This window comes from Psychrobacillus sp. NPDC058041, assembly GCF_042885655.1.
GTDB lineage: Bacteria > Bacillota > Bacilli > Bacillales_A > Planococcaceae > Psychrobacillus.
In genome coordinates this window covers 191198-213870 of the sequence record NZ_JBHVRO010000007.1, presented here as the reverse complement: position 1 = coordinate 213870, position 22673 = coordinate 191198, and the positions used below count along the sequence as shown (strand labels likewise).

At 38.4% G+C, this 22673-nt stretch carries 34 protein-coding genes; all 34 read right to left on the bottom strand.

What is annotated here, in order from left to right:
• Window positions 1-28: 28 nt before the first annotated feature.
• Complete coding sequence (gene rpsK / locus ACFVR1_RS13215) at window positions 29-418, bottom strand: 30S ribosomal protein S11 (protein ID WP_090567882.1); 390 nt, start codon at window positions 416-418, stop codon at window positions 29-31.
• Window positions 419-443: 25 nt separating this feature from the next.
• On the bottom strand, window positions 444-809 hold the full coding sequence (rpsM, locus tag ACFVR1_RS13210) for a 30S ribosomal protein S13 (protein ID WP_151701716.1): 366 nt from the start codon (window positions 807-809) through the stop codon (window positions 444-446).
• Between the two features lie 23 nt (window positions 810-832).
• Complete coding sequence (rpmJ, locus tag ACFVR1_RS13205; RefSeq protein WP_003247619.1) at window positions 833-946, bottom strand: 50S ribosomal protein L36; 114 nt, start codon at window positions 944-946, stop codon at window positions 833-835.
• Between the two features lie 37 nt (window positions 947-983).
• Complete coding sequence (gene infA / locus ACFVR1_RS13200) at window positions 984-1202, bottom strand: translation initiation factor IF-1 (protein WP_016429904.1); 219 nt, start codon at window positions 1200-1202, stop codon at window positions 984-986.
• A 449-nt stretch (window positions 1203-1651) separates the two neighbouring features.
• Entirely contained in the window at window positions 1652-2305 is a 654-nt protein-coding gene (locus ACFVR1_RS13195) for an adenylate kinase (RefSeq protein WP_387584617.1), read from the bottom strand.
• Between the two features lie 66 nt (window positions 2306-2371).
• Window positions 2372-3664, bottom strand: coding sequence for a preprotein translocase subunit SecY (gene secY, locus ACFVR1_RS13190; RefSeq protein ID WP_387584616.1), 1293 nt, complete (start codon window positions 3662-3664; stop codon window positions 2372-2374).
• Complete coding sequence (gene rplO / locus ACFVR1_RS13185) at window positions 3664-4104, bottom strand: 50S ribosomal protein L15 (RefSeq protein WP_387584614.1); 441 nt, start codon at window positions 4102-4104, stop codon at window positions 3664-3666. The genes secY and rplO overlap by 1 nt, the downstream gene beginning before the upstream one ends.
• A gap of 32 nt (window positions 4105-4136) precedes the next feature.
• A complete protein-coding gene (gene rpmD, locus ACFVR1_RS13180) occupies window positions 4137-4319 on the bottom strand; it encodes a 50S ribosomal protein L30 (RefSeq protein ID WP_387584612.1) in 183 nt (60 codons plus the stop codon).
• 14 nt (window positions 4320-4333) lie between these two features.
• The gene (gene rpsE, locus ACFVR1_RS13175; RefSeq protein WP_387584611.1) at window positions 4334-4834 is read right to left on the bottom strand and encodes a 30S ribosomal protein S5; all 501 of its coding nucleotides are present in this window, start codon (window positions 4832-4834) and stop codon (window positions 4334-4336) included.
• A 21-nt stretch (window positions 4835-4855) separates the two neighbouring features.
• A complete protein-coding gene (rplR, locus tag ACFVR1_RS13170; protein ID WP_387584610.1) occupies window positions 4856-5215 on the bottom strand; it encodes a 50S ribosomal protein L18 in 360 nt (119 codons plus the stop codon).
• A gap of 30 nt (window positions 5216-5245) precedes the next feature.
• The gene (gene rplF, locus ACFVR1_RS13165) at window positions 5246-5785 is read right to left on the bottom strand and encodes a 50S ribosomal protein L6 (protein WP_387584609.1); all 540 of its coding nucleotides are present in this window, start codon (window positions 5783-5785) and stop codon (window positions 5246-5248) included.
• A gap of 30 nt (window positions 5786-5815) precedes the next feature.
• The gene (gene rpsH / locus ACFVR1_RS13160) at window positions 5816-6214 is read right to left on the bottom strand and encodes a 30S ribosomal protein S8 (protein WP_053591331.1); all 399 of its coding nucleotides are present in this window, start codon (window positions 6212-6214) and stop codon (window positions 5816-5818) included.
• A 29-nt stretch (window positions 6215-6243) separates the two neighbouring features.
• Window positions 6244-6429, bottom strand: a complete 186-nt coding sequence (gene rpsN, locus ACFVR1_RS13155; RefSeq protein ID WP_387584608.1) for a 30S ribosomal protein S14 — start codon at window positions 6427-6429, stop codon at window positions 6244-6246.
• 18 nt (window positions 6430-6447) lie between these two features.
• On the bottom strand, window positions 6448-6987 hold the full coding sequence (gene rplE / locus ACFVR1_RS13150; protein WP_387584607.1) for a 50S ribosomal protein L5: 540 nt from the start codon (window positions 6985-6987) through the stop codon (window positions 6448-6450).
• A 23-nt stretch (window positions 6988-7010) separates the two neighbouring features.
• Window positions 7011-7319, bottom strand: a complete 309-nt coding sequence (gene rplX, locus ACFVR1_RS13145; protein WP_387584605.1) for a 50S ribosomal protein L24 — start codon at window positions 7317-7319, stop codon at window positions 7011-7013.
• Window positions 7320-7355: 36 nt separating this feature from the next.
• Window positions 7356-7724 carry a 50S ribosomal protein L14 gene (gene rplN / locus ACFVR1_RS13140; RefSeq protein ID WP_053591327.1) on the bottom strand — a complete coding sequence of 123 codons (369 nt, stop codon included), beginning with the start codon at window positions 7722-7724 and terminating at the stop codon, window positions 7356-7358.
• Between the two features lie 44 nt (window positions 7725-7768).
• Entirely contained in the window at window positions 7769-8032 is a 264-nt protein-coding gene (rpsQ, locus tag ACFVR1_RS13135; RefSeq protein ID WP_053591326.1) for a 30S ribosomal protein S17, read from the bottom strand.
• An 18-nt stretch (window positions 8033-8050) separates the two neighbouring features.
• Window positions 8051-8251, bottom strand: coding sequence for a 50S ribosomal protein L29 (rpmC, locus tag ACFVR1_RS13130; protein WP_090567840.1), 201 nt, complete (start codon window positions 8249-8251; stop codon window positions 8051-8053).
• Entirely contained in the window at window positions 8241-8675 is a 435-nt protein-coding gene (rplP, locus tag ACFVR1_RS13125) for a 50S ribosomal protein L16 (RefSeq protein WP_387584602.1), read from the bottom strand. The genes rpmC and rplP overlap by 11 nt, the downstream gene beginning before the upstream one ends.
• Before the next feature lies 1 nt (window position 8676).
• Entirely contained in the window at window positions 8677-9333 is a 657-nt protein-coding gene (rpsC, locus tag ACFVR1_RS13120; protein WP_387584600.1) for a 30S ribosomal protein S3, read from the bottom strand.
• A gap of 3 nt (window positions 9334-9336) precedes the next feature.
• The gene (gene rplV / locus ACFVR1_RS13115) at window positions 9337-9681 is read right to left on the bottom strand and encodes a 50S ribosomal protein L22 (RefSeq protein WP_144540983.1); all 345 of its coding nucleotides are present in this window, start codon (window positions 9679-9681) and stop codon (window positions 9337-9339) included.
• Between the two features lie 20 nt (window positions 9682-9701).
• Window positions 9702-9980 (bottom strand): 30S ribosomal protein S19, encoded by a 279-nt coding sequence (gene rpsS / locus ACFVR1_RS13110; RefSeq protein WP_090567829.1) that lies wholly within the window; start codon window positions 9978-9980, stop codon window positions 9702-9704.
• A gap of 60 nt (window positions 9981-10040) precedes the next feature.
• The gene (gene rplB, locus ACFVR1_RS13105) at window positions 10041-10871 is read right to left on the bottom strand and encodes a 50S ribosomal protein L2 (protein ID WP_387584598.1); all 831 of its coding nucleotides are present in this window, start codon (window positions 10869-10871) and stop codon (window positions 10041-10043) included.
• Between the two features lie 42 nt (window positions 10872-10913).
• On the bottom strand, window positions 10914-11198 hold the full coding sequence (gene rplW, locus ACFVR1_RS13100) for a 50S ribosomal protein L23 (RefSeq protein WP_144540980.1): 285 nt from the start codon (window positions 11196-11198) through the stop codon (window positions 10914-10916).
• Window positions 11198-11821, bottom strand: a complete 624-nt coding sequence (gene rplD, locus ACFVR1_RS13095; RefSeq protein ID WP_387584596.1) for a 50S ribosomal protein L4 — start codon at window positions 11819-11821, stop codon at window positions 11198-11200. The genes rplW and rplD overlap by 1 nt, the downstream gene beginning before the upstream one ends.
• Window positions 11822-11846: 25 nt before the next feature.
• Entirely contained in the window at window positions 11847-12476 is a 630-nt protein-coding gene (gene rplC / locus ACFVR1_RS13090; RefSeq protein ID WP_387584595.1) for a 50S ribosomal protein L3, read from the bottom strand.
• A gap of 44 nt (window positions 12477-12520) precedes the next feature.
• The gene (rpsJ, locus tag ACFVR1_RS13085; RefSeq protein ID WP_042478628.1) at window positions 12521-12829 is read right to left on the bottom strand and encodes a 30S ribosomal protein S10; all 309 of its coding nucleotides are present in this window, start codon (window positions 12827-12829) and stop codon (window positions 12521-12523) included.
• A gap of 348 nt (window positions 12830-13177) precedes the next feature.
• Window positions 13178-14494, bottom strand: a complete 1317-nt coding sequence (locus tag ACFVR1_RS13080) for a Na+/H+ antiporter family protein (protein WP_387584593.1) — start codon at window positions 14492-14494, stop codon at window positions 13178-13180.
• A 131-nt stretch (window positions 14495-14625) separates the two neighbouring features.
• Entirely contained in the window at window positions 14626-16614 is a 1989-nt protein-coding gene (locus ACFVR1_RS13075; RefSeq protein WP_387584591.1) for an FtsX-like permease family protein, read from the bottom strand.
• Window positions 16604-17365, bottom strand: a complete 762-nt coding sequence (locus ACFVR1_RS13070; protein WP_387584589.1) for an ABC transporter ATP-binding protein — start codon at window positions 17363-17365, stop codon at window positions 16604-16606. The genes ACFVR1_RS13075 and ACFVR1_RS13070 overlap by 11 nt, the downstream gene beginning before the upstream one ends.
• A gap of 99 nt (window positions 17366-17464) precedes the next feature.
• On the bottom strand, window positions 17465-18490 hold the full coding sequence (locus ACFVR1_RS13065; RefSeq protein ID WP_387584588.1) for a sensor histidine kinase: 1026 nt from the start codon (window positions 18488-18490) through the stop codon (window positions 17465-17467).
• A 6-nt stretch (window positions 18491-18496) separates the two neighbouring features.
• On the bottom strand, window positions 18497-19183 hold the full coding sequence (locus tag ACFVR1_RS13060; RefSeq protein WP_387584586.1) for a response regulator transcription factor: 687 nt from the start codon (window positions 19181-19183) through the stop codon (window positions 18497-18499).
• A 92-nt stretch (window positions 19184-19275) separates the two neighbouring features.
• Window positions 19276-20463, bottom strand: a complete 1188-nt coding sequence (gene tuf, locus ACFVR1_RS13055; RefSeq protein ID WP_387584585.1) for an elongation factor Tu — start codon at window positions 20461-20463, stop codon at window positions 19276-19278.
• A gap of 116 nt (window positions 20464-20579) precedes the next feature.
• Window positions 20580-22658: an elongation factor G gene (fusA, locus tag ACFVR1_RS13050; RefSeq protein WP_387584583.1), complete on the bottom strand. Its 2079-nt coding sequence runs from the start codon at window positions 22656-22658 to the stop codon at window positions 20580-20582.
• Between the last annotated feature and the right edge of the window lie 15 nt (window positions 22659-22673).

Genomic DNA, 22673 nt, shown 5'->3' with positions numbered 1-22673 from the left:
TCTCAAACAATTATTTGAGTTTCACCTATTACACGCGACGACGTTTTGGTGGACGGCAACCATTATGTGGTACTGGTGTTACATCTTTAATAGCTGTAACTTCTAGACCTGCAGCTTGAAGTGCGCGGATAGCCGCTTCACGACCTGCACCAGGACCTTTAACTGTTACTTCTAATGTTTTTATGCCATGTTCCATGGAAGTTTTTGCAGCTGTTTCAGCAGCCATTTGTGCAGCGAATGGAGTAGATTTACGAGAACCTCTGAATCCAAGAGCTCCAGCAGATGACCAAGAAAGTGCATTACCTTGCATGTCCGTGATAGTCACAATTGTATTATTAAATGTTGAGCGGATGTGAGCAATACCGGATTCGATATTCTTTTTCACACGACGCTTACGTGTTTGTTGTTTACGTGCCATGTTAAGAAGAAACCTCCTTTACCGATTATTTTTTCTTGTTCGCAACTGTTTTACGAGGACCTTTACGAGTACGAGCATTGTTCTTCGTATTTTGTCCACGTACAGGTAAGCCGCGACGATGACGGATACCTCGGAATGAACCGATTTCCATCAAACGTTTGATGTTAAGTGATACTTCACGACGAAGGTCACCCTCTACTTTGTATACACCGATTTGTTCACGGATTTTGTTTAACTCGTCTTCTGTAAGATCGCGTACGCGAGTTTCTTCAGAAATACCAGCTTCTGCTAACACTTTTTGTGCAGTAGTTTTACCAATTCCGAAAATGTATGTTAATGAAATAACAACGCGTTTATCGCGTGGAATGTCAACACCAGCAATACGTGCCATATGTGTCGTGCACCTCCTTCTAATTAGCCTTGTCTTTGTTTGTGTTTAGGATTTTCACAGATTACCATAACTTTACCGCGTCGGCGAATAACCTTACATTTTTCGCAGATCGGTTTCACAGATGGTCTCACTTTCATCTAACCTAACCTCCTTAGTAGTCCGGAGTGCAAAAGATTATTTAAAACGGTACGTGATACGACCGCGTGTTAAATCGTAAGGAGATAGTTCAATTGTGACTTTATCTCCAGGTAAAATGCGTATAAAGTGCATGCGAATTTTACCCGATACATGCGCAAGTATTGTATGACCGTTTTCTAATTCTACCTTAAACATCGCGTTTGGCAAAGTCTCAACAACTGTTCCTTCGACTTCAATTACATCATCTTTCGCCATCAACCCTGTCTCCCTTCTATATACAAATCAGGTTCTCATCAAAATTCAAACGTAATTTGCTGTTAGTATAGCCTCTAATAGAACGAAACTATTCGTTTCAAGCATATGTTTGGAAATCATGAGAGATGTTCGAAAGACACTCGTAAGGTTTCGCTTTTAGCAATCCACGGAGTAGACTGACTGGTAGAAACCTGTCTCCCTCATGTCAACATAATCGTACGAAAGTGTTGGATGAGTTCCATAGTACCCGTTCGTTACATAGATGCTTCCACGAAACCCATTATACTCCTTCAGAATCTGAAATGCACGTGGACTAGGGGGTCCTCGCTTTGATACATTTCTTTTCTTCCGTTGTATACCGGGCGCAATATGCTTTTGCAGCTCTCGAAAAAAACATTTTCGTTCTTTGCATATTGCCCGGCAATTAGTCGTCTGCGACAGGCACCGGGCTAGATGCGGTTGCCCTGTAACAGAGCATCAAGATCAGCAAAAACTTTTGTAATTTCTTGCTGTCCATCTATATTCGATAAAACACCTTTGTTCTCATAAAAATCAAGCAAAGGTTGAGTTTGCTTCATATTTACTTCCAGACGGTTAGTCACCGTTTCGGGATTATCATCCGCTCTTTGATAAAGTTCTCCACCATCTTTATCACATACCCCATCTTTAGCAGGTGGGTTAAAGACTAAATGATAAGCAGTGCCACATTCTTTACAAATACGACGACCTGTTAGACGTTTAATCAATTCTTCTTGTTCAACTTGAATGTTCAGCACATGCTCAATCGATTTTCCTAGATCCGCAAGTAGAGCATCTAATGCTTCTGCTTGAGGAACTGTTCGTGGAAAACCATCAAGTAAGAATCCTTTTTCACAATCTGGTTTACTTAATCTTTCACGGACAATACCAATCGTTACTTCATCAGGTACTAATGCACCTTGATCCATAAACGACTTTGCTTTTAAACCAAGTTCCGTGCCATCTTTGATAGCTGCACGAAACATATCGCCTGTAGAAATATGAGGGATTGCGTACTTCTCAACAATTTTGTCAGCTTGAGTACCTTTTCCGGCACCTGGCAGACCCATTAAAACGATATTCATACGGAAATGCCCCCCCAGGACTATTTTGTAGATTTTTAGGAACTATTCTGTTCCTAAAAACCAACATTATTTCATAAAGCCTTTATAGTGACGTTTAACTAATTGTGATTCTAGCTGTTTCATCGTTTCGAGTGCAACACCCACTACGATAAGTAAGCTTGTTCCGCCAATTTGTGCCGTTTGTGGAAGTCCCGCAAACTTAACAAACAATAAAGGCATAATCGCTATAAGCGCTAGGAAAATTGAACCAACAAATGTTAATCGATATAATACGCTAGTCAAATAATTTTGTGTGTTAATTCCTGGACGAATCCCTGGAATATATGCACCTTGCTTTTTCAAATTGTCTGCCACATTCTCTGGATTCACTTGAATGAATGCATAGAAGTAAGTAAACGCAATGATTAGAGCAATATATAAAGTCATACCAATAGGTTGTGTGTAATTTAGTGCGTGCGTTATAAAATCAGTTACCTTATTTTGACCAAAAAATAAAACGATAGATTGTGGTGCCATAAGGAACGCAGATGCAAAAATTACTGGGATAACTCCCGCAGCATTTACTTTTAAAGGTAAGTGTGTTTGTTGAGCACCTGTTTGAGCAGTACCAGCAACACGTTTCGCGTATTGAATCGGTATTTTACGCAACGCTTGTTGAACATAAATTACACCAACTGTTACAGCGATAATTGCCGCTAAAAGTAACACTAACACAATTATATTGATAAACAGTGCATCTCCAGCATCTTGAATTTGTGATGCATACATTTGGTTTACTGCATTTGGAATAGCAGCGGCAATACCGGCGAAGATAATAATAGAAATACCATTACCAACACCTTTTGCCGTAATCTGCTCACCTAACCACATTAGAAATGCGGTACCAGCAGTTAACACAATTGCAATTACAAAATAAGTCATGACGCCTTCGTTTTTTATTAAAGAACCGCTAAACATACGGTTAAACCCATATGACATTGCAATTGCTTGAATAAAAGCTAAGATGATCGTGAAGTAACGAGTGAATTGCGCAAGTTTACGTCTACCGACTTCCCCTTGTTTCGACCACTCTGTAAACTTCGGAACAACATCCATTTGTAATAACTGAACAATGATTGATGCTGTGATGTATGGCATAATTCCCATTGCTAGAATGGAGAATTTTTTTAAAGCCCCACCACCAAATGTATTTAAAAATCCAATCACACCTAAGTGATCTGCTTGTTTTAATACAGATGCATCGACGTTCGGTACAGGTATATATGTACCTATACGAAAGACAATTAACATCAGTAAAGTAAAAATGATTTTATTTCGAATATCTCGCACACGCATAAAGTTAGAGATTGTCTGAAACATTAAACCACCTCAGTTTGTCCGCCAGCGTTCTCAATAGCTTCTTTAGCTGACGCAGAGAATTTGTGAGCTTTTACAGTTAACTTCTTGTCAAGAGTTCCATTACCTAGAATCTTAATACCAGATTTTTCACTACTCACAACACCTGTTTCGATTAATAGAGCAGGTGTTATTTCTGTGCCTTCTTCGAAACGATTTAATGTGTCAAGGTTCACAATTGCAAACTCTTTACGGTTAATGTTCGTAAATCCACGTTTTGGTAAACGACGGAATAATGGGTTTTGACCGCCTTCAAATCCTGGACGAACCCCTCCGCCTGAACGAGCGTTTTGACCTTTATGACCTTTACCTGAAGTTTTACCAGTACCAGAACCAATACCACGTCCTATACGTTTACGTGAAGAACGTGATCCTTCTGATGGTTTTAACTCATGAAGTTTCATATGGTGGCACCTCCTTATTCTTAAATTAAACCTTAAATTTCTTTTATAGTTACTAAGTGAGCTACTTTGCCAACCATCCCGCGGATAGCTGCATTGTCTTGATGCTCAACTGATTGGTGTAATTTACGTAGTCCAAGAGCTTCTGCAGTTTTGCGTTGATTTGGTTTAGTACCAATCAAGCTTTTAGTAAGGGTAATTTCTAATTTAGTTGCCATTGTAATTTCCCCCCTTATCCTAACAGTTCTTCTACTGATTTACCACGTAATTTAGCAACGTCCTCAGCACGTTTTAGTTGAGTTAGTCCTTGTACTGTAGCACGAACCATGTTGATAGGTGTGTTAGATCCAAGTGATTTAGATAAAATATCAGTGATACCAGCTAATTCTAGTACCGCACGAACCGGTCCACCAGCGATAACTCCTGTACCAGGTGCTGCAGGTTTAACTAGAATAGAACCAGCTCCGAAGCGTCCAATGATTTGGTGAGGAGTAGTTCCGCCAACTCTTGGTACTTCGATCAAGTTTTTCTTCGCATCTTCAACAGCTTTACGGATTGCATCTGGAACCTCTTGAGCTTTACCAGTACCAAATCCTACATGTCCGTTTTTGTCACCGACAACTACTAATGCAGTAAAACGGAAACGACGTCCACCTTTTACAACTTTAGCAACACGGTTAATCGTAACTACGCGTTCTTCAAGTTCAAGTTTGTTTGGGTCAATACCACGCATGAAATATGTCCCTCCTTCTTCTTAAAATTCTAAGCCGTTTTCACGTGCGGCTTCAGCTAATGCTTTAACACGTCCATGATATAAGTAACCGCCACGGTCGAATACAACAGATTTGATGTTTTTTTCAACAGCGCGTTTTGCGATTGTTTCACCAATTGATTTTGCAGCTTCAACATTTCCAGCTGTTCCATCAAAGTCTTTATCCATAGTAGACGCACTAACGATTGTTAGACCTTTTGAGTCATCGATAAGTTGTGCGTAAATATGTTTATTAGAACGGAATACATTTAAACGAGGACGTTCAGTAGTACCCGTGATTTTTGTACGAACACGTGCATGACGTTTTTTACGAACTTGATTTTTGTCTTGTTTCGTAATCACAGTGGTCACTCCTTTCTAATGCGAAATGCATTATTTACCTGTTTTACCTTCTTTGCGGCGTACAACTTCGCCTTCATAACGAATACCTTTACCTTTGTAAGGCTCTGGTGGACGAACTTGACGAATGTTAGATGCTAATGCACCAACGCGTTCTTTGCTAATACCGCGAACGATAATTTTTGTATTCGAAGGAACTTCAACTTCAATTCCAGCTTCAGGAGTGAACTCAACTGGATGTGAGTACCCTACATTAAGTACAAGTTTAGTACCTTGTAGTTGTGCACGGTAACCTACCCCAACTAATTCAAGTCCACGTTCAAATCCTTGAGAAACACCAGTGATCATATTAGCTAATAGAGCACGTGTAGTTCCATGAATTGTGCGGTGGTCTTTCGACTCTGAAGGACGTACTAAAGTAATTACAGTACCTTCTTGCTCAATTTTAATATCTTGGTTAAAAGATCTTGTTAATTCACCTTTTGGCCCTTTAACTACTACTGTATTGTCTTCGTTAACAGTCACAGTAACGTTTGCAGGAACCTCAATTGGTTTTTTACCTACTCGAGACATTTTGTTGCACCTCCATTCGTTTGTTGATTATTACCAAACGTAAGCTACGATTTCTCCGCCAACTTGTTTAGCGCGAGCTTCTTTATCTGTTAATAAACCATTTGAAGTAGAAACTAAAGCAATTCCTAAACCATTTAATACTTTAGGCACTTCGTTTGTTTTAGCGTAAACGCGTAGACCAGGTTTTGAAATACGTTTCAAACCAGTAATAACGCGTTCGTCGTTTTGACCATATTTCAAGAAGATACGGATAATTCCTTGTTTGCTATCTTCTACATATTCAACGTCACGTACGAAACCTTCGCGTTTTAAAATTTCAGCGATTTCCTTTTTCATGTTTGAAGCAGGAACTTCTAATTTCTCGTGACGAACCATGTTAGCATTACGAATGCGTGTAAGCATATCTGCAATTGGATCTGACATTGTCATTACATTTACCTCCTTCCCAGTTTAGGGGATTACCAGCTTGCTTTTTTAACGCCAGGAATTTGTCCCTTGTATGCAAGTTCACGGAAACAAATACGGCAAAGCTTAAATTTACGATATACAGAGTGCGGACGTCCACAGCGCTCACAGCGTGTGTATTCTTGCACTTGGAACTTTGGCGTACGTTGTTGTTTAACGATCATTGATTTTTTAGCCACGTTTTCGCCTCCCTTATTTTACTTTTGGAACGGCATACCGAATTGTGTTAATAACTCACGAGCTTCTTCGTCAGAGTTCGCAGTTGTTACAATTACGATGTCCATACCGCGTACTTTAGAAACTTTATCATAATCGATTTCAGGGAAGATTAATTGCTCTTTTACTCCAAGAGTGTAGTTACCACGTCCGTCAAATGCTTTTTTAGAAACACCGCGGAAGTCGCGTACACGTGGAAGTGAGATAGCGATTAATTTATCCAAGAAGTCATACATACGTTCTCCACGTAGTGTAACTTTTGCACCGATTGGCATTCCTTCACGAAGACGGAAACCAGCGATCGATTTTTTAGCTTTAGTAACTACAGGCTTTTGACCAGCGATGATTTGTAACTCTTCAACAGCAGCGTCAAGCGCTTTTGTATTTGATACAGCTTCACCCACACCCATGTTGATAACAATTTTATCAACTTTAGGTACTTGCATTACTGATTTATATTCAAACTTGCTCATTAGAGCAGGAGAAACTTCCTTAAGAAATTTTTCTTTTAGGCGGTTCATGTGTGTACCTCCCTTCTTTTTACTTATTTAATAATTTCACCAGATTTTTTAGCAACACGAACTTTTTTGCCATCTTCTACTTTAGAACCTACGCGAGTCGGCTCGCCAGTTTTTGGGTCGATTAACATAACGTTCGAAACGTGAATTGCAGCCTCTTGGCTCACAATTCCGCCTTGCTGATTAGCTTGGTTTGGCTTCATATGTTTTTTGACGATGTTTACACCTTCAACTAACACGCGGTCTTTCTTAGGAAAAGCAGAAAGGATAACACCTGTTTTACCTTTGTCTTTACCTGAGATTACCTTAACTTTGTCGCCTTTTTTAACATGCATTCTGTCGCACCTCCTTGATTGGCACTTTCATGTAAATTAAAGAACTTCTGGAGCTAAAGATACGATTTTCATAAAGTTGCTATCGCGTAATTCACGAGCAACTGGTCCGAAAATACGAGTTCCACGCGGTCCTTTATCGTCTTTGATAATAACGCATGCGTTCTCATCAAATTTGATATAAGTTCCGTCTTTACGGCGCACGCCGCTTTTAGTGCGAACGATTACAGCTTTAACGACGTCACCTTTCTTGACAACGCCACCTGGTGTTGCTTTCTTAACTGTACATACGACGATATCGCCGATATTAGCAGTTTTACGACCAGTACCACCAAGTACTTTAATTGTTAAAACTTCACGTGCACCTGAGTTGTCAGCAACTTTCATACGAGTTTCTTGTTGGATCACTTAGGTAACCTCCCTTCGGAATTATTGAGTTCCGAATTTTATTATTAGATAATAACCGCTTTTTCTACAACTTCTACTAGACGGAAACGTTTTGTAGCTGAGAGCGGACGAGTTTCCATGATGCGAACGATATCGCCGATTTGCGCTACGTTTTGCTCATCATGTGCTTTGAATTTCTTAGAATATTTAACACGTTTACCGTATAATTTATGTTTTTTATGTGTTTCAACTAAAACAGTGATTGTTTTATCCATTTTGTCAGAAACTACACGGCCAGTGTATACTTTGCGTTGATTACGCTCAGTCATGCCTGAAAACCTCCTTTATCAGTTGTTTGCACTGATTTCTCTTTCGCGTACCACAGTTTTCATACGTGCAATCGCTTTACGTACTTCACGAATGCGAGCTGTGTTTTCTAATTGACCAGTCGCCAATTGGAAGCGAAGGTTGAAAAGCTCTTCTTTCAGTGATTTTACCTTTTGTTCTATTTCTGCAGTAGTAAGTTCACGGATGTCATTAGCTTTCATTAGATTCACCACCAATTTCTTGACGTTTAACTATTTTACATTTAATAGGAAGCTTATGTGATGCTAAGCGTAACGCTTCACGAGCGATCTCTTCAGATACACCAGCAATTTCAAACATAATTTTTCCTGGTTTAACAACAGCTACCCAACCTTCAGGAGCACCTTTACCGGAACCCATACGAACCTCAAGAGGCTTTTTCGTGTAAGGTTTATGTGGGAATATTTTAATCCATACTTTACCGCCACGTTTCATGTAACGTGTCATTGCAATACGAGCTGATTCGATTTGACGGCTTGTGATCCAGCTAGCTTCTGTAGCTTGTAGACCAAATTCACCAAATGCTATTTCTTTCCCGCCTTTTGCTTCACCACGCATCTTTCCACGGTGTTCACGACGGTATTTAACGCGTTTAGGCATTAACATATTATTTGCCTCCTTCCTCAGAGTTCTTCTTCACTGGAAGGACTTCACCACGATAGATCCATACTTTAACGCCTAGCTTACCATAAGTTGTGTCAGCTTCAGCATGTGCATAATCAATGTCAGCACGTAATGTATGAAGTGGTACAGTACCTTCACTATAGTGTTCAGCACGCGCGATGTCAGCGCCGCCAAGACGTCCAGATACTTGAGTTTTAATACCTTTAGCGCCTGCACGCATTGTGCGTTGAATTGCTTGCTTTTGAGCACGACGGAAAGATACGCGGCCTTCTAATTGGCGTGCGATACTTTCTGCTACTAATTTAGCATCTAAGTCTGCTCTTTTTATTTCTACGATATTGATGTGTACACGCTTGCCAGTAGTATCGTTCAAGTGTTTACGAAGTGCTTCAACTTCTGTACCACCTTTACCAATTACCATACCTGGTTTCGCAGTGTGAATTGTAATGTTTACACGTTTCGCTGCACGTTCAATTTCTACTGTAGAAACTGAAGCGTCTTTTAAACGAGTTTCAATGTGCTTACGAATTTTTAAGTCTTCGTGAAGTAGAGTTGCATAGTCTTTACCAGCGTACCATTTTGACTCCCAGTCACGAATAATACCTACTCGTAATCCTATTGGATGTACTTTTTGACCCACGGATTATCCCTCCTTCTTCTCAGATACCACTACTGTAATGTGGCTAGTACGTTTGTTTATAGCACTTGCACGCCCCATTGCACGTGGACGGAATCGTTTTAATGTTGGACCTTCATCAACAAAGACTTCGGAAACAACAAGATTGTTAATATCTAAATCATAATTGTGCTCAGCGTTTGCAATAGCAGATTTTAATACTTTCTCAACAACAGGTGATGCTGCTTTAGGAGTTAGTTGTAAAATTGCAACTGCTTCACCGACTTGCTTACCTCTGATTAAATCTACGACTAATCTTACTTTACGAGGAGCAATGCGCACTGTTTTAGCAATAGCTTTTGCTTGTGACATTTGAATGACCTCCTCTCAAATTAGCGTCTTGTTTTCTTATCATCTGCACCATGACTTTTATAAGCGCGTGTTGGTGCAAACTCGCCTAGTTTATGACCTACCATATCTTCAGTCACGTATACTGGAACATGTTTGCGTCCGTCATATACCGCGATAGTTAATCCGATAAAAGTAGGGAAAATAGTAGAACGGCGAGACCAAGTCTTAATCACTTGTTTTTTCTCAGAGTCCTTTTGAGCATCGACCTTTTTTAATAAATGATCATCTGCAAAAGGTCCTTTTTTCAAGCTACGACCCATGCTGGAACCTCCCTCCGTGATTGCACCACGGTTCGTTCTTTGAACCGTAGTAAAACCACTTTATTTTTTACGACGACGAATGATAAGTTTGTCGGATTTGTTTTTCTTGCTACGAGTTTTGTATCCAAGAGTTGGTTTACCCCATGGAGACATAGGTGACTTACGACCGATTGGTGTACGTCCTTCACCACCACCGTGTGGGTGATCGTTAGGGTTCATTACAGATCCACGTACAGTTGGGCGTTTACCTAACCAACGATTACGACCAGCTTTACCAATGTTTACAAGTTCATGTTGTTCATTTCCTACTTCGCCAACAGTTGCGCGGCAAACACCTAGGATTAAACGAACTTCACCAGATTGTAAACGTACGATTACGTATTTACCTTCTTTACCAAGTAATTGAGCAGATGTACCAGCAGAACGTACTAACTGACCACCTTTACCAGGTTTCATTTCGATGTTATGGATAGTAGTACCCATTGGGATGTTTTGTAATGGAAGTGCGTTCCCTACTTTAATATCAGCTTCTGGACCTGACACGATTGTCATTCCAACTTCTAAGCCTTTAGGAGCTAGGATATAACGTTTTTCCCCATCCACATAATTAATCAATGCGATATTCGCAGAGCGGTTTGGATCATATTCAATAGTAGCAACACGTCCTGGTATACCATCTTTGTTTCGTTTGAAATCAATGATACGGTATTGACGTTTGTGTCCACCACCATGATGACGAACAGTAATTTTACCTTGATTGTTACGGCCGCCTTTACGTTTCACAGGAGCAAGTAATGATTTCTCAGGCTTGTCAGTTGTGATTTCAGCGTAATCTAATGAAGTCATATTACGACGTCCGTTTGTCGTTGGTTTATACTTTCTAATCGCCATTTTATTCCCTCCTTCTTGAGTATTAATTCCTTATTGTAAGGATTAGATTTCGAATAGCTCGATTTCTTTACTGTCAGTAGTTAATGTAACAATCGCTTTACGACGTTTGTTTGTATATCCACCGAATTTACCTACACGTTTGAATTTACCTTTGTAGTTCATGATGTTTACTTTTTCAACATCTACTCCAAAGATTTCTTCAACTGCATATTTAACTTGTGTTTTATTAGCGCGAGTGTCCACTTCAAAAGTGTACTTCTTATCTGCCATTACTTCAGAAGAACGCTCGGTAATGACCGGACGTTTAATAATATCACGTGCTTCCATTATCCAAGCACCTCCTCTACTTTTTCTACTGCAGCTTTAGTCATCACTAATTTATCGTGACCAACTAAATCTAAAACGTTAATGCCTGTTGCAGACACAACTGTGATTCCAGGGATGTTACGAGCAGCTAGTGCAACGTTCTCATCTAAATCAGCAGTTACGAATAATGCTTTTTTATTGATTGAAAGTCCAGTTAGCACTTTCACGAAATCTTTTGTTTTTGGTGCATCAAAAGCTAACCCTTCAAGTACTACGATGCTTTCTTCATGAACTTTAGATGAAAGAGCTGAAAGAAGCGCTAAACGACGTACTTTCTTTGGTAACTTATAGCTGTAGCTACGTGGAGTCGGACCAAATACAATACCACCACCACGCCATTGTGGAGAGCGAATTGAACCTTGACGAGCACGACCAGTTCCTTTTTGTTTCCAAGGTTTACGGCCACCACCAGCTACTTCAGAACGGTTTTTCACTTTGTGATTACCTTGACGAAGTGATGCGCGTTGAGCAATGATAGCTTCAAATAAAACAGATTCGTTTGGCTCAATTCCGAAAACTTTGTCGTTTAACTCGATTTCGCCAACAGAAGCTCCTGTTTGATTGAATAAAGATACTTTTGCCATTCCTGTTTCCTCCTTTCTTCAGAGATTATTTCGATTTAATAGCAGTTTTTACAACTACTAATGATTTACGAGAACCAGGAACATTACCTTTAATAAGTAGTAAGTTACGTTCAGCATCCACTCTTACGATTTGTAAGTTTTGGATTGTAACCACATGTCCACCCATTTGACCAGGTAATTTCTTTTGTTTAAATACGCGGTTCGGAGCAACTGGCCCCATTGAACCTGGACGACGGTGATAACGAGATCCATGGGCCATTGGTCCACGAGATTGTCCGTGGCGTTTAATAACACCTTGGAAACCTTTACCTTTAGTAACACCTGTTACATCAATTACATCGCCTTCTGCGAAACTTTCAACGTTGACTTCTTGACCAACCTCGTAATTAGCTGTATCCAAGCCGCGGAATTCGCGGATGAAGCGCTTAGGAGCAGTGCTTGCTTTAGCTACGTGCCCTTTTGCTGGTTTGTTAGAAAGCTTTTCACGCTTATCTTCGAAACCTAACTGAATTGCTTCGTAACCGTCTGTTTCAACTGTTTTCTTTTGAAGCACTACGTTTGGAGAAGCTTCAACTACAGTTACAGGGATTAAGTCACCGTTCTCAGCAAATACTTGCGTCATACCGATTTTTCTACCTAAGATTCCTTTGGTCATCCGTCACACCTCCTATAATAATTTGTTATTTTTTATTTTTACCATTAAAGTTTGATTTCAATATCAACGCCAGATGGTAAGTCAAGCTTCATTAACGCATCAACAGTTTGTGGTGTTGGGTTAACGATATCGATAAGACGTTTATGCGTACGCATTTCGAATTGTTCACGAGAATCTTTATACTTATGAACAGCACGAAGAATCGTATAAACAGATCTTTCAGTCGGAAGTGGAATCGGACCCGATACACTTGCACCTGAACGTTTAGCAGTTTCCACAATTTTCTCAGCAGATTGATCAAGGATTCTATGATCATACGCTTTCAAACGAATACGAATTTTTTGTTTTGCCATTATTTTCCCTCCTTTTCGCCTATTTTCTAGACATTCTCCACGAAAATTTTCCGTACACTCGCCATGGCAAAGCGGCCGGGTGTGTCGGTAACCTCTCGCTTCATCGCAGTCAAAGACCAACATTCAACATTATATACAATAAAAAAAGATTCCGCAAGTGTTTTGGCGAAATTCTTTTTAAATGTTGATATATTATTTCTCTTAACTAATGAACTAGTTCCTTTAAGTCTTTTATCAGTATACAAAACTATCGCTATTTTTAAAAATGAAACGCTAAATTAAGTTGATAATGCCTTTTTTCTATGTATAAACGACGCTCGATTAAATGAGCGTCCTTTCTTTTCCTAACTATAGTACATATATAACCGCGATCCACCCAAAGAGAATTAACGGTATGTTGTAACAAATAAATGTAGGTACACATGTATCCCAAATATGATTATGCTGTCCGTCTACATTTAGCCCAGCAGTTGGACCGAGTGTTGAATCCGACGCTGGTGAACCAGCATCTCCAAGTGCGCCAGCTGTTCCAATTAATGCAATGATTGCTAATGGGCTTAAACCAAGTTCCAACGCTAGTGGAACGAAAATAGCAGTAATGATTGGAATAGTTGCAAAGGACGACCCAATCCCAAGAGTTACAAATAAGCCGACGAATAACATTATTAAAACTGCTAAACTCACATTTCCTTTTAATAAACTTGCTGAAGCATTTACTAGACTCTCTATATCTCCAGTTGCGTTAATAACTGCTGCAAAACCGTTAGCAGTAATCATAACAAATCCTACAAAAGCCATCATACGCATTCCTTCTGTTAATAGTTGGTCTGCTTCTCGCCATTTTAAGGCACCTGTTATATACAGAACTGTAATACCTGCAAGAGCTCCTGCAATCATTGCACCCGTTTCTATTTGAACAAATAGTGCAGCGATTAAGGCTAGCACTGTAAATATTACACTTCTTGTTTTTACATTAACTTCAGCAACTTCTACTTCAGATCTAACTTGATTATATTTACGAGGTTTCCTAAATAATATAAAAGCCATTATTAAGCCAAATAACATTCCTAAAGCCGGTATAACCATCGCCTTTGGTATATCTGTTAATTTTACTTCAAGGCCCGATAACCCTATTTGTGTCGCTAAAATTTGTTGATAGATTGCTCCAAAACCAAATGGTAGAAACATATACGGAGTAATTAAACCGAACGCTAGTATACAAGCTATCAAACGTCGATCCACTTGCAACATATTTAATATTTTCAGAATTGGTGGCACTAACAAAGGTATAAAGGCAATATGAATTGGAATTAAATTTTGGGAAAAAACAGCCATCAGTAACAGCATTAAGAAAACTAATACTTTCGCTAACCCCATTTTTGGTGAATCGTCTTCTCTTTTCACTAGCTTTAGAATAGCAACGACTAATAAATCAGGGATTCCTGTTTTTGAAATCGCAATCGCAAATCCTCCTAATAGCCCATAACTTAATGCTATTGTCGCTCCTGCACCTAAGCCCCCTGTAAACGCATCAATTGTCTCTGCAATCGATAAGCCGGCCGTTAGACCACCTACAAGAGCACCTATAATTAATGAGAATACAACGTTTATACGTAGTAAACTCAATACTAACATTATAACAACTGCCACAATAACAGCATTCATAAAAACAACTCACTTTCACGCACTAGATTACTAACATGAAAAAGTTTAGTTGCTTTTAACCTCCTTGTCAATATAAAAAACCTCTTTGCTTAAGCAAAGAGGTCTTAGTTAAATAATTTCTCCAAAATAGTTTATAATGATTGGCTCACTACTTTTCTATAATATCCAACAGTTAAGAATGCAAATATTGAATATAAGATAACATAAATACTCATAGTGATTAACAATGGAGCAGTCAGTTCCGTTCCGAATAACATCCAGCCTGATTTAACAGCAAAATAACTATGAGCTAAACCAATAATTAATGGTACTCCGAAGTTAAACATTTGCTTTTTATAGATACCTTTCATTAACTCACTCGTTGTAAAACCAATTTTTCGAAGGACTGTATATGAAGCCCTTTCCTCGTCAGCTTCGCTCATTTGTTTAAAATATAAAATACTTCCTGTTGTTATTAAGAATGCTAAACCTAGGAATCCTGTAACAAATATAACTAACCCCATCGTATCTAATGTAGATAATCTATATGTCTCTTGGGAATCCATGTTCACAATTTTACTGCCACCATTATCTTTTATCACTTCAAAATGACCATCATTAGTTGCTTCTTCATATATTAATTGAACTTCTTTTAGTTGCGAGCGGTCTTCTAAATCAATTCCCACTTGTTTATTCCAAAAAGTCTTTTGTTGAATCATATTATCTGATGAAAGCTTATCAAATAGTTCGTCAGTAACTACAATAGCCATGCCACCGCCTGTAAGATAGTATACAAGTAAAGAGTTTGTTGTAATTTCCTTTATCTTAAGTACTACTTCTCCACTGGAGGTTGTTAGTTGCACCGGATTATTTTTTTCTAGTTTCACTATTTCTGACATCATACTACTATAACCCATCACATAGCCTTCTCCTTCTTCTAATGAAAGCTCAGGCATCATCTTTTGTACATCACTCAGCTTCACAATAGGAAGGGGGCCATTTGTCATCATACTCAAGCCAGCAGGTATATCGTTAGCAAATAAATCATTGATGTTAACATCTACATCCAATAAATCAATATTTGTTTGTGAATAACTAATTTTCCGCTCATTTAACTCATTCAAAAATGCTTGTCCCTGATCATTCATCAAAATAAAGTCAAACGGAACATTTTGCTTTGCCATTGAACCTGCCGAATAATAGGAGATATACGACAAACAAATAATACCAAGCGAAGTAGCAGATATTACCGTAATAATCGTAAGAGACATAGCATTTGACTTCATACGATGCATAATTGGAGATAGGGACAGTACATCTTCAATAGATAAGTGGCCTCTTTTTTGTTTTCTTATTATATTCATTAAGAAAGAAACAGAATATCGAAAAACAAAATACGTTCCACCAATTGTCGTCCCTAAGATAGCAAGCATTTTGTACAAAAGCATATTGACATTATTTGTATCTAATTCAAACAACGTCGTCGATAAATAATATCCATAGCCAATCATTACTAATCCAATGAACCCGAGAAGCATTTGAAATCCACTAAACTTTTTTACTCTAGTGTCCGCTATTGCTGTTGCAGTAAATAGCGTAAGTAATGAAACTCGTCGAATGCTAACCATTGTTTGAATTAATACTATGACAAGTAATGCCAGAAATACTACTAACGTCATTTGCAGTGCCTCAACTGAAAAGATTAGGTCTACTAGAACCTCTTTTTCTAAAATACGAAGTAGAATCATTGCGAAAATGCGAGATGTTAAAAATCCTAGGACTACTCCTATACTAATCGCACCGACCCATAAAATCGTATTTTCAAGTGCTAACAGTCTTGTCACAAGGCCTTTCGACATACCTATCAGCTGATATAACCCAATCTCCTTGCTTCTTCTTTTCATGAAAAGATGGTTTGCATATAAAACAAAAAACACCACAACAAACAACAATAAATATGAGGCTGCCTTTAAACCAGCAGTTATTTTCACACCCTGCGAAACCTCTATAACACTTGGATTATATTGTAGAGTAACAAAAGAAAAGTAAAGTGTTACACTAAAAATTAATGCAAAGAAGTATAAATAATAATGTTTAATGTTTTTCTTCATACTACGGAAAACTAGATGACTAAGCGTCATAACCATCACCACCAAGTACACCTTGTATGTTCATTATCTCATGGAAAAATTGTGTACGATCTTTCTCCCCTTTATACAACTCCGTATACAGTTGACCATCTTTTAAAAACAACACACGTGAACAGAAACTTGCTGCTACAGCATCATGTGTCACCATCATAATCGTCACTTTTTTATGATAATTAATCTTCTCTAAATTGCTAAGTAGTGCAGTAGCGGCTTTTGAATCTAGGGCTCCTGTTGGCTCATCCGCAAAAACAATAGAAGGATTACTAATTAAAGCTCGTGCTGCCGACGTTCTTTGCTTTTGTCCTCCTGAAATTTCATTTGGATATTTATTTGTGATATCTTCAATTCCCAAGGTTTTTGTCAGTTCCTTAAATCGCTCTTCTGCTTCTTTTCTAGGTACTTTACTAATAGAAAGCGGTAATAGTATATTTTCTTTTACCGTTAAAGTGTCCAGTAAATTATAATCTTGAAAAATAAACCCAAGTTGCTCTCTACGAAAATTTGATAACTCGCGTTCCTTCATCTTACTTAAACTGTTTCCACTAATTTCAATAATTCCTTCTGTTGCTTTGTCAATAGAAGCAAGTACGTTTAATAATGTAGTTTTTCCTGATCCCGATGGTCCCATTATTCCTACGAACTCTCCTTCTTGCACTTCCATATTGATTCCTTTCAGTACTTCTTGCGCAGTTGACTTTTTGCCATATATTTTTTTTATTTTACGACCGCTCAAAATAAGCATGTATGTTCCTCCTACATATTATTAACTTTATTGTACGACTTTTTAGTCTGTTAATCGTTTGATTTACATGACAAAAAAATAAAGTAGATGACAATTTTGTCACCTACCAGCTATTTTCGTCATTTCATTTTTTAAGGGAAATTTAAGTGAAAAAATAGAACCAATATTTATATTAGAATCTACTGCAATTTCAATTCCGAGTTTTTCTGCAGCATTCTTAGCTAAATATAGGCCCATACCAGTAGAGGCGGTCGTTCCTCTCCCCGTCTTTCCAGTAAAGGACTTCTCAAATATACGTGGCAAGTCAGCTTGTGTGATCCCATTTCCATTGTCTTGTATATAAAGTAAAGTATGATCCGAATTATCTTTTCGAGTATAAATATTAATTTCACTGTCTTCATCACTATACTTCACTGCATTCGATAAGATCTGACGAAGGATGAACGATAACCACTTTTGATCTGTCAACACTTCTTCTTCTGAAAGCACAAGCTCGAAACCAATTCCATTTTGCATACACCAAGCCTGCAGCTCTTTGATTTCTGAATGAAGGACTTTTTGAATGCTAATTGACTCGATGATATAATCTTGTTCTAGAGATGGCAACCTTGTAAGGTGGAGTTGCTGATCTAAAAGTAAGTAAATTCTTAACCATTCGACCTCAAGCTTCTTTCTCATCTCCGATTCATTTAATGCACCAATCATGAGCTGCATACTCGTGAGTGGTGTCTTAACTTCATGAATCCATGATAATGTGTGATCGTTTTCTTCTAGATGCTCTACCTTGATTTGATTCATTTCTTCATTAGCTACTAATATCAGTTCATCAATAACAGTTGTTATCTTTTTTTCGAAATTAGATTTTCCTTCTGGGAAAGCAGCCCTTAATCTATCTAGTGAAATTTCATTATCCAAATTTTCTTCTAACGCCTTTACATACGCTGTTTCTTCCCTATATCTCCAAATAAAAAATATTAAAAAGGCTAAAATGTTTATCACATTAATGTAGATGATAGATACATTTAGAAAAGCAATATCTAAAGTTAATATAATATTCATCCAAACCTGTACACATAAGAAAAATAGTAACCACGCTTTTCTTTCTTTGATATATGCAAAGAACAAATGATTCTACTCCTTTGTAATCGCCATATAACCCAATCCCTTTTTGGTGACAATTAAATTCCTTAAGCCTATCTCTTCTAATTTTAAGCGAAGTCTATTTACATTTACGGATAATGTATTATCATTTACAAATCGTTCATCGTCCCAAAGTTTTCTCATTAATTCATCACGAGAAACGACAGTATTTACTGATTGGATGAGAATACGCAAGATAAAAAGCTCATTTTTTGTCAGCTCACTTGATTTTTCCAAGAAGGTAACTTCACCTTTAGCAAAATCAATTACCGCATCATTCCAGTTACTAATATCCAAATTCTCGCTATGATAATCATATGATCGACGCAGAATTGCTTGCACTTTTGCAATCAACACATCTAAATGAAATGGTTTTTGAACAAAATCATCTGCCCCCATTTGCATTGCCATAATCATATCCATAGGATGATCTCGTGAAGACAAGAAAATAATGGGGACTCTTGAGAGATGGCGAATCTCTCTACACCAATGAAAACCATCAAATGCAGGTAATTGTATATCTATAATAACTAATTGTGGTTTCTCCTCTACAAATGTAGCTACTATGTTTTGAAAGTCTGCTGGTCTAATTACATCGAATGACCATTGAATAAATCTCTCTTGTAACATATCAAAAATTGATTGGTCGTCTTCGATCAGTAAAATTTTCGCATTCAATAGGCTCACCTCTCACCACTAGTTTACACTATTTTCACGCAAAAAAATCCATCTCGTCGTCACGAGATGGATTTTGACTTGTAATTTATTAATTATTTAGTAATTGTAGCTACTACACCAGCGCCTACAGTACGTCCACCCTCACGGATAGAGAATTTAGTACCTTCTTCAAGAGCGATTGGAGAGATTAGAGAAACAGTCATTTCGATGTTATCTCCAGGCATAACCATTTCTACGCCTTCTGGTAAGTTACAAACACCTGTTACGTCAGTTGTACGGAAGTAGAACTGAGGACGGTAGTTTGAGAAGAATGGAGTATGACGTCCACCCTCTTCTTTTGAAAGAACATAAACTTCTGCTTTAAAATCTGTGTGTGGAGTGATTGTGCCTGGTTTAGCTAATACTTGTCCACGTTGGATATCTTCACGAGATACTCCACGAAGAAGAGCACCAATGTTGTCACCAGCTTCTGCATAATCAAGAAGTTTACGGAACATTTCAACACCTGTTACAGTAGTTGATTTTGGTTCTTCAACGATACCGATGATGTCTACAACATCTCCGATTTTAACTTGTCCACGTTCAACGCGTCCAGTAGCAACCGTACCACGACCAGTGATTGAGAATACATCCTCAACTGGCATCATGAATGGTTTGTCAGTTTGACGTTCTGGAGTTGGGATATAGCTATCTACAGCGTCCATTAATTCAACAACTTTTTCTTCCCATTCTGCTTCTCCTTCAAGAGCTTTAAGAGCAGAACCTTTAATTACTGGAATATCGTCACCAGGGAAATTGTACTCAGAAAGAAGGTCACGAATTTCCATTTCAACTAATTCAAGAAGTTCTTCGTCATCAACCATATCACATTTGTTCATGAATACAACTAGGTATGGAACACCTACTTGACGAGAAAGAAGGATATGTTCACGAGTTTGTGGCATTGGACCATCAGCAGCAGATACTACTAAGATACCGCCGTCCATTTGTGCTGCACCTGTGATCATGTTTTTAACATAGTCAGCATGTCCTGGGCAGTCTACATGAGCGTAGTGACGAGTTGCAGTTTCATACTCAACGTGTGAAGTATTGATTGTGATACCGCGTTCTTTTTCTTCAGGTGCGTTGTCGATGTCAGCGTATGATTTAGCTACCCCACCCATTTTTTTAGAAAGAACTGTTGCGATTGCAGCAGTTAAAGTTGTTTTACCATGGTCAACGTGTCCGATTGTACCAATGTTAGCATGTGTTTTTGAACGGTCAAATTTTTCTTTAGCCATTAGAGATTGCCTCCTCAATAATTGTTTGTTTTTTATGATAAAAGGCGGGAGGCGTACGTCCTCCCAACTTTTATACACTACAGATTAGTTATACTTTAATTTTGGTGAAATTTCAATTACTCACCTTTATGTTTTTTGATAATTTCTTCTGAAATTGATTTTGGAACATCTTCATAGTGATCAAACACCATTGAGAATACTCCGCGTCCTTGCGTATTAGAACGTAAAGACGTTGCGTATCCAAACATTTCAGCAAGTGGTACCATAGCACGAACTACTTGTGCGTTACCACGAGATTCCATACCTTCAACGCGACCACGACGAGACGTGATATCACCCATGATGTCTCCTAAATATTCTTCAGGAATAACAACTTCTACTTTCATTAATGGTTCAAGTAGAACTGGATTTACTTTAGATACAGCATTTTTCAATGCCATAGAAGCAGCAATTTTAAATGCCATCTCATTCGAGTCAACATCATGATATGATCCGTCGAATAATTTAGCTTTAATATCGATTAATGGGAATCCTGCAAGTACACCATTGTCAAGAGAGTCACGAAGACCTGCTTCAACAGCTGGAATATATTCACGTGGAACTACCCCACCAACGATTGCGTTTTCAAATTCAAAGCCTTTTCCTTCTTCGTTTGGAGAGAATTCAATCCAAACGTGTCCGAATTGACCACGACCACCTGATTGACGAACAAATTTACCTTCAACCTGTGCTGAGTTACGGAAAGTTTCACGGTAAGATACTTGTGGAGCACCTACGTTAGCTTCAACTTTAAACTCACGACGCATACGGTCAACTAAAATATCTAGATGAAGTTCACCCATACCAGCGATGATAACTTGACCAGTTTCTTGGTCTGTATGTACGCGGAATGTTGGATCTTCTTCTGAAAGTTTTTGTAAAGCTTGGCCCATTTTATCTTGGTCCGCTTTTGTTTTTGGTTCAACAGAAAGAGAAATAACTGGTTCTGGGAATTCCATAGACTCTAGAATTACTAGAGCTTTTTCATCACACAGTGTATCACCAGTAGTTGTATCTTTTAAACCAACAGCTGCAGCGATATCTCCAGCATGTACTTCTGTAATCTCTTCACGAGAGTTAGCATGCATTTGTAGGATACGTCCTACGCGTTCACGCTTACCTTTAGTAGAGTTTTGTACGTACGATCCTGCTTGTAACGTACCAGAGTATACGCGGAAGAATGTTAACTTCCCAACATAAGGGTCAGTCATTACTTTAAATGCTAATGCAGAGAAAGGCTCTGAGTCATCTGAATGACGTTCGATTTCTTCATCAGTGTCAGGGTCAATCCCTTTCATAGCAGGAATATCAAGTGGTGATGGAAGGTATGCAACAACTGCGTCAAGAACTTTTTGAACACCTTTGTTTTTAAATGCAGTACCACATACAACTGGATAGAATTCAACATTTAGAGTACCTTTACGGATACCTTTGATCAATTCTTCAGTTGTAATTTCTTCTCCACCAAGATATTTTTCCATCAAATCTTCATCAAGTTCAGCTACCGCTTCAACTAGTTTTTCACGGTATTCTTCAGCTTGAGCTTTATATTCTTCTGGAATTTCTACTTCTTGGATATCTGTTCCTAAGTCATTACCATAAACAGTAGCTTTCATTGACACTAGGTCGATGATTCCGCTGAACTGATCTTCAGCACCAATTGGTAACTGAATTGGATGAGCATTAGCTTGTAAACGGTCGCGAAGAGTCCCTACAGAATATAGGAAATCAGCTCCCGTTTTATCCATTTTGTTTACGAAAACAATACGTGGTACACCATAAGTTGTAGCTTGGCGCCATACTGTTTCAGTTTGTGGTTCAACACCAGATTGAGCATCTAGCACTGTAACCGCACCATCAAGTACACGAAGTGAACGTTCAACTTCAACTGTGAAGTCTACGTGTCCAGGTGTATCAATGATATTTACACGATGGTTATCCCAAGAAGCTGTTGTTGCTGCAGAAGTGATTGTAATACCACGTTCTTGCTCTTGTTCCATCCAGTCCATTTGTGATGCACCCTCATGAGTTTCACCAATTTTGTGGATCTTACCAGTGTAATAAAGAATACGCTCCGTAGTAGTCGTTTTACCAGCATCGATGTGAGCCATGATCCCGATATTACGTGTTTTTGCTAAGGAGAACTCTCTAGCCATATTGTATTTCTCCTT

What these genes read in the sequence shown, in the direction of transcription:
- rpsE (WP_387584611.1), bottom strand. Translation starts at nt 4,834, where the DNA reads ATGCGTGGTATTGACCCAAACAAACTTGAACTTGAAGAACGCGTAGTT.
- secY (WP_387584616.1), bottom strand. Translation starts at nt 3,664, where the DNA reads ATGTTTCAGACAATCTCTAACTTTATGCGTGTGCGAGATATTCGAAAT.
- rplE (WP_387584607.1), bottom strand. Translation starts at nt 6,987, where the DNA reads ATGAACCGCCTAAAAGAAAAATTTCTTAAGGAAGTTTCTCCTGCTCTA.
- ACFVR1_RS13195 (WP_387584617.1), bottom strand. Translation starts at nt 2,305, where the DNA reads ATGAATATCGTTTTAATGGGTCTGCCAGGTGCCGGAAAAGGTACTCAA.
- rplX (WP_387584605.1), bottom strand. Translation starts at nt 7,319, where the DNA reads ATGCATGTTAAAAAAGGCGACAAAGTTAAGGTAATCTCAGGTAAAGAC.
- rpsK (WP_090567882.1), bottom strand. Translation starts at nt 418, where the DNA reads ATGGCACGTAAACAACAAACACGTAAGCGTCGTGTGAAAAAGAATATC.
- rplC (WP_387584595.1), bottom strand. Translation starts at nt 12,476, where the DNA reads ATGACCAAAGGAATCTTAGGTAGAAAAATCGGTATGACGCAAGTATTT.
- tuf (WP_387584585.1), bottom strand. Translation starts at nt 20,463, where the DNA reads ATGGCTAAAGAAAAATTTGACCGTTCAAAAACACATGCTAACATTGGT.
- rplO (WP_387584614.1), bottom strand. Translation starts at nt 4,104, where the DNA reads ATGAAACTTCATGAGTTAAAACCATCAGAAGGATCACGTTCTTCACGT.
- rpsH (WP_053591331.1), bottom strand. Translation starts at nt 6,214, where the DNA reads ATGACAATGTCAGATCCAATTGCAGATATGCTTACACGCATTCGTAAT.
- rpsQ (WP_053591326.1), bottom strand. Translation starts at nt 8,032, where the DNA reads ATGACTGAGCGTAATCAACGCAAAGTATACACTGGCCGTGTAGTTTCT.
- rpmC (WP_090567840.1), bottom strand. Translation starts at nt 8,251, where the DNA reads ATGAAAGCTAATGACATCCGTGAACTTACTACTGCAGAAATAGAACAA.
- infA (WP_016429904.1), bottom strand. Translation starts at nt 1,202, where the DNA reads ATGGCGAAAGATGATGTAATTGAAGTCGAAGGAACAGTTGTTGAGACT.
- rplB (WP_387584598.1), bottom strand. Translation starts at nt 10,871, where the DNA reads ATGGCGATTAGAAAGTATAAACCAACGACAAACGGACGTCGTAATATG.
- rplP (WP_387584602.1), bottom strand. Translation starts at nt 8,675, where the DNA reads ATGTTAATGCCTAAACGCGTTAAATACCGTCGTGAACACCGTGGAAAG.
- rpsJ (WP_042478628.1), bottom strand. Translation starts at nt 12,829, where the DNA reads ATGGCAAAACAAAAAATTCGTATTCGTTTGAAAGCGTATGATCATAGA.
- fusA (WP_387584583.1), bottom strand. Translation starts at nt 22,658, where the DNA reads ATGGCTAGAGAGTTCTCCTTAGCAAAAACACGTAATATCGGGATCATG.
- ACFVR1_RS13075 (WP_387584591.1), bottom strand. Translation starts at nt 16,614, where the DNA reads ATGACGCTTAGTCATCTAGTTTTCCGTAGTATGAAGAAAAACATTAAA.
- rplV (WP_144540983.1), bottom strand. Translation starts at nt 9,681, where the DNA reads ATGTCACAAGCAAAAGCTATTGCTAAAACAGTGCGCATTGCTCCTCGT.
- rplF (WP_387584609.1), bottom strand. Translation starts at nt 5,785, where the DNA reads ATGTCTCGAGTAGGTAAAAAACCAATTGAGGTTCCTGCAAACGTTACT.
- rplW (WP_144540980.1), bottom strand. Translation starts at nt 11,198, where the DNA reads ATGGAAGCACGTGATATTATTAAACGTCCGGTCATTACCGAGCGTTCT.
- ACFVR1_RS13070 (WP_387584589.1), bottom strand. Translation starts at nt 17,365, where the DNA reads ATGCTTATTTTGAGCGGTCGTAAAATAAAAAAAATATATGGCAAAAAG.
- rplD (WP_387584596.1), bottom strand. Translation starts at nt 11,821, where the DNA reads ATGGCAAAAGTATCTTTATTCAATCAAACAGGAGCTTCTGTTGGCGAA.
- ACFVR1_RS13080 (WP_387584593.1), bottom strand. Translation starts at nt 14,494, where the DNA reads ATGAATGCTGTTATTGTGGCAGTTGTTATAATGTTAGTATTGAGTTTA.
- rpmJ (WP_003247619.1), bottom strand. Translation starts at nt 946, where the DNA reads ATGAAAGTGAGACCATCTGTGAAACCGATCTGCGAAAAATGTAAGGTT.
- rpmD (WP_387584612.1), bottom strand. Translation starts at nt 4,319, where the DNA reads ATGGCAACTAAATTAGAAATTACCCTTACTAAAAGCTTGATTGGTACT.
- rpsS (WP_090567829.1), bottom strand. Translation starts at nt 9,980, where the DNA reads ATGGGTCGTAGCTTGAAAAAAGGACCTTTTGCAGATGATCATTTATTA.
- rpsM (WP_151701716.1), bottom strand. Translation starts at nt 809, where the DNA reads ATGGCACGTATTGCTGGTGTTGACATTCCACGCGATAAACGCGTTGTT.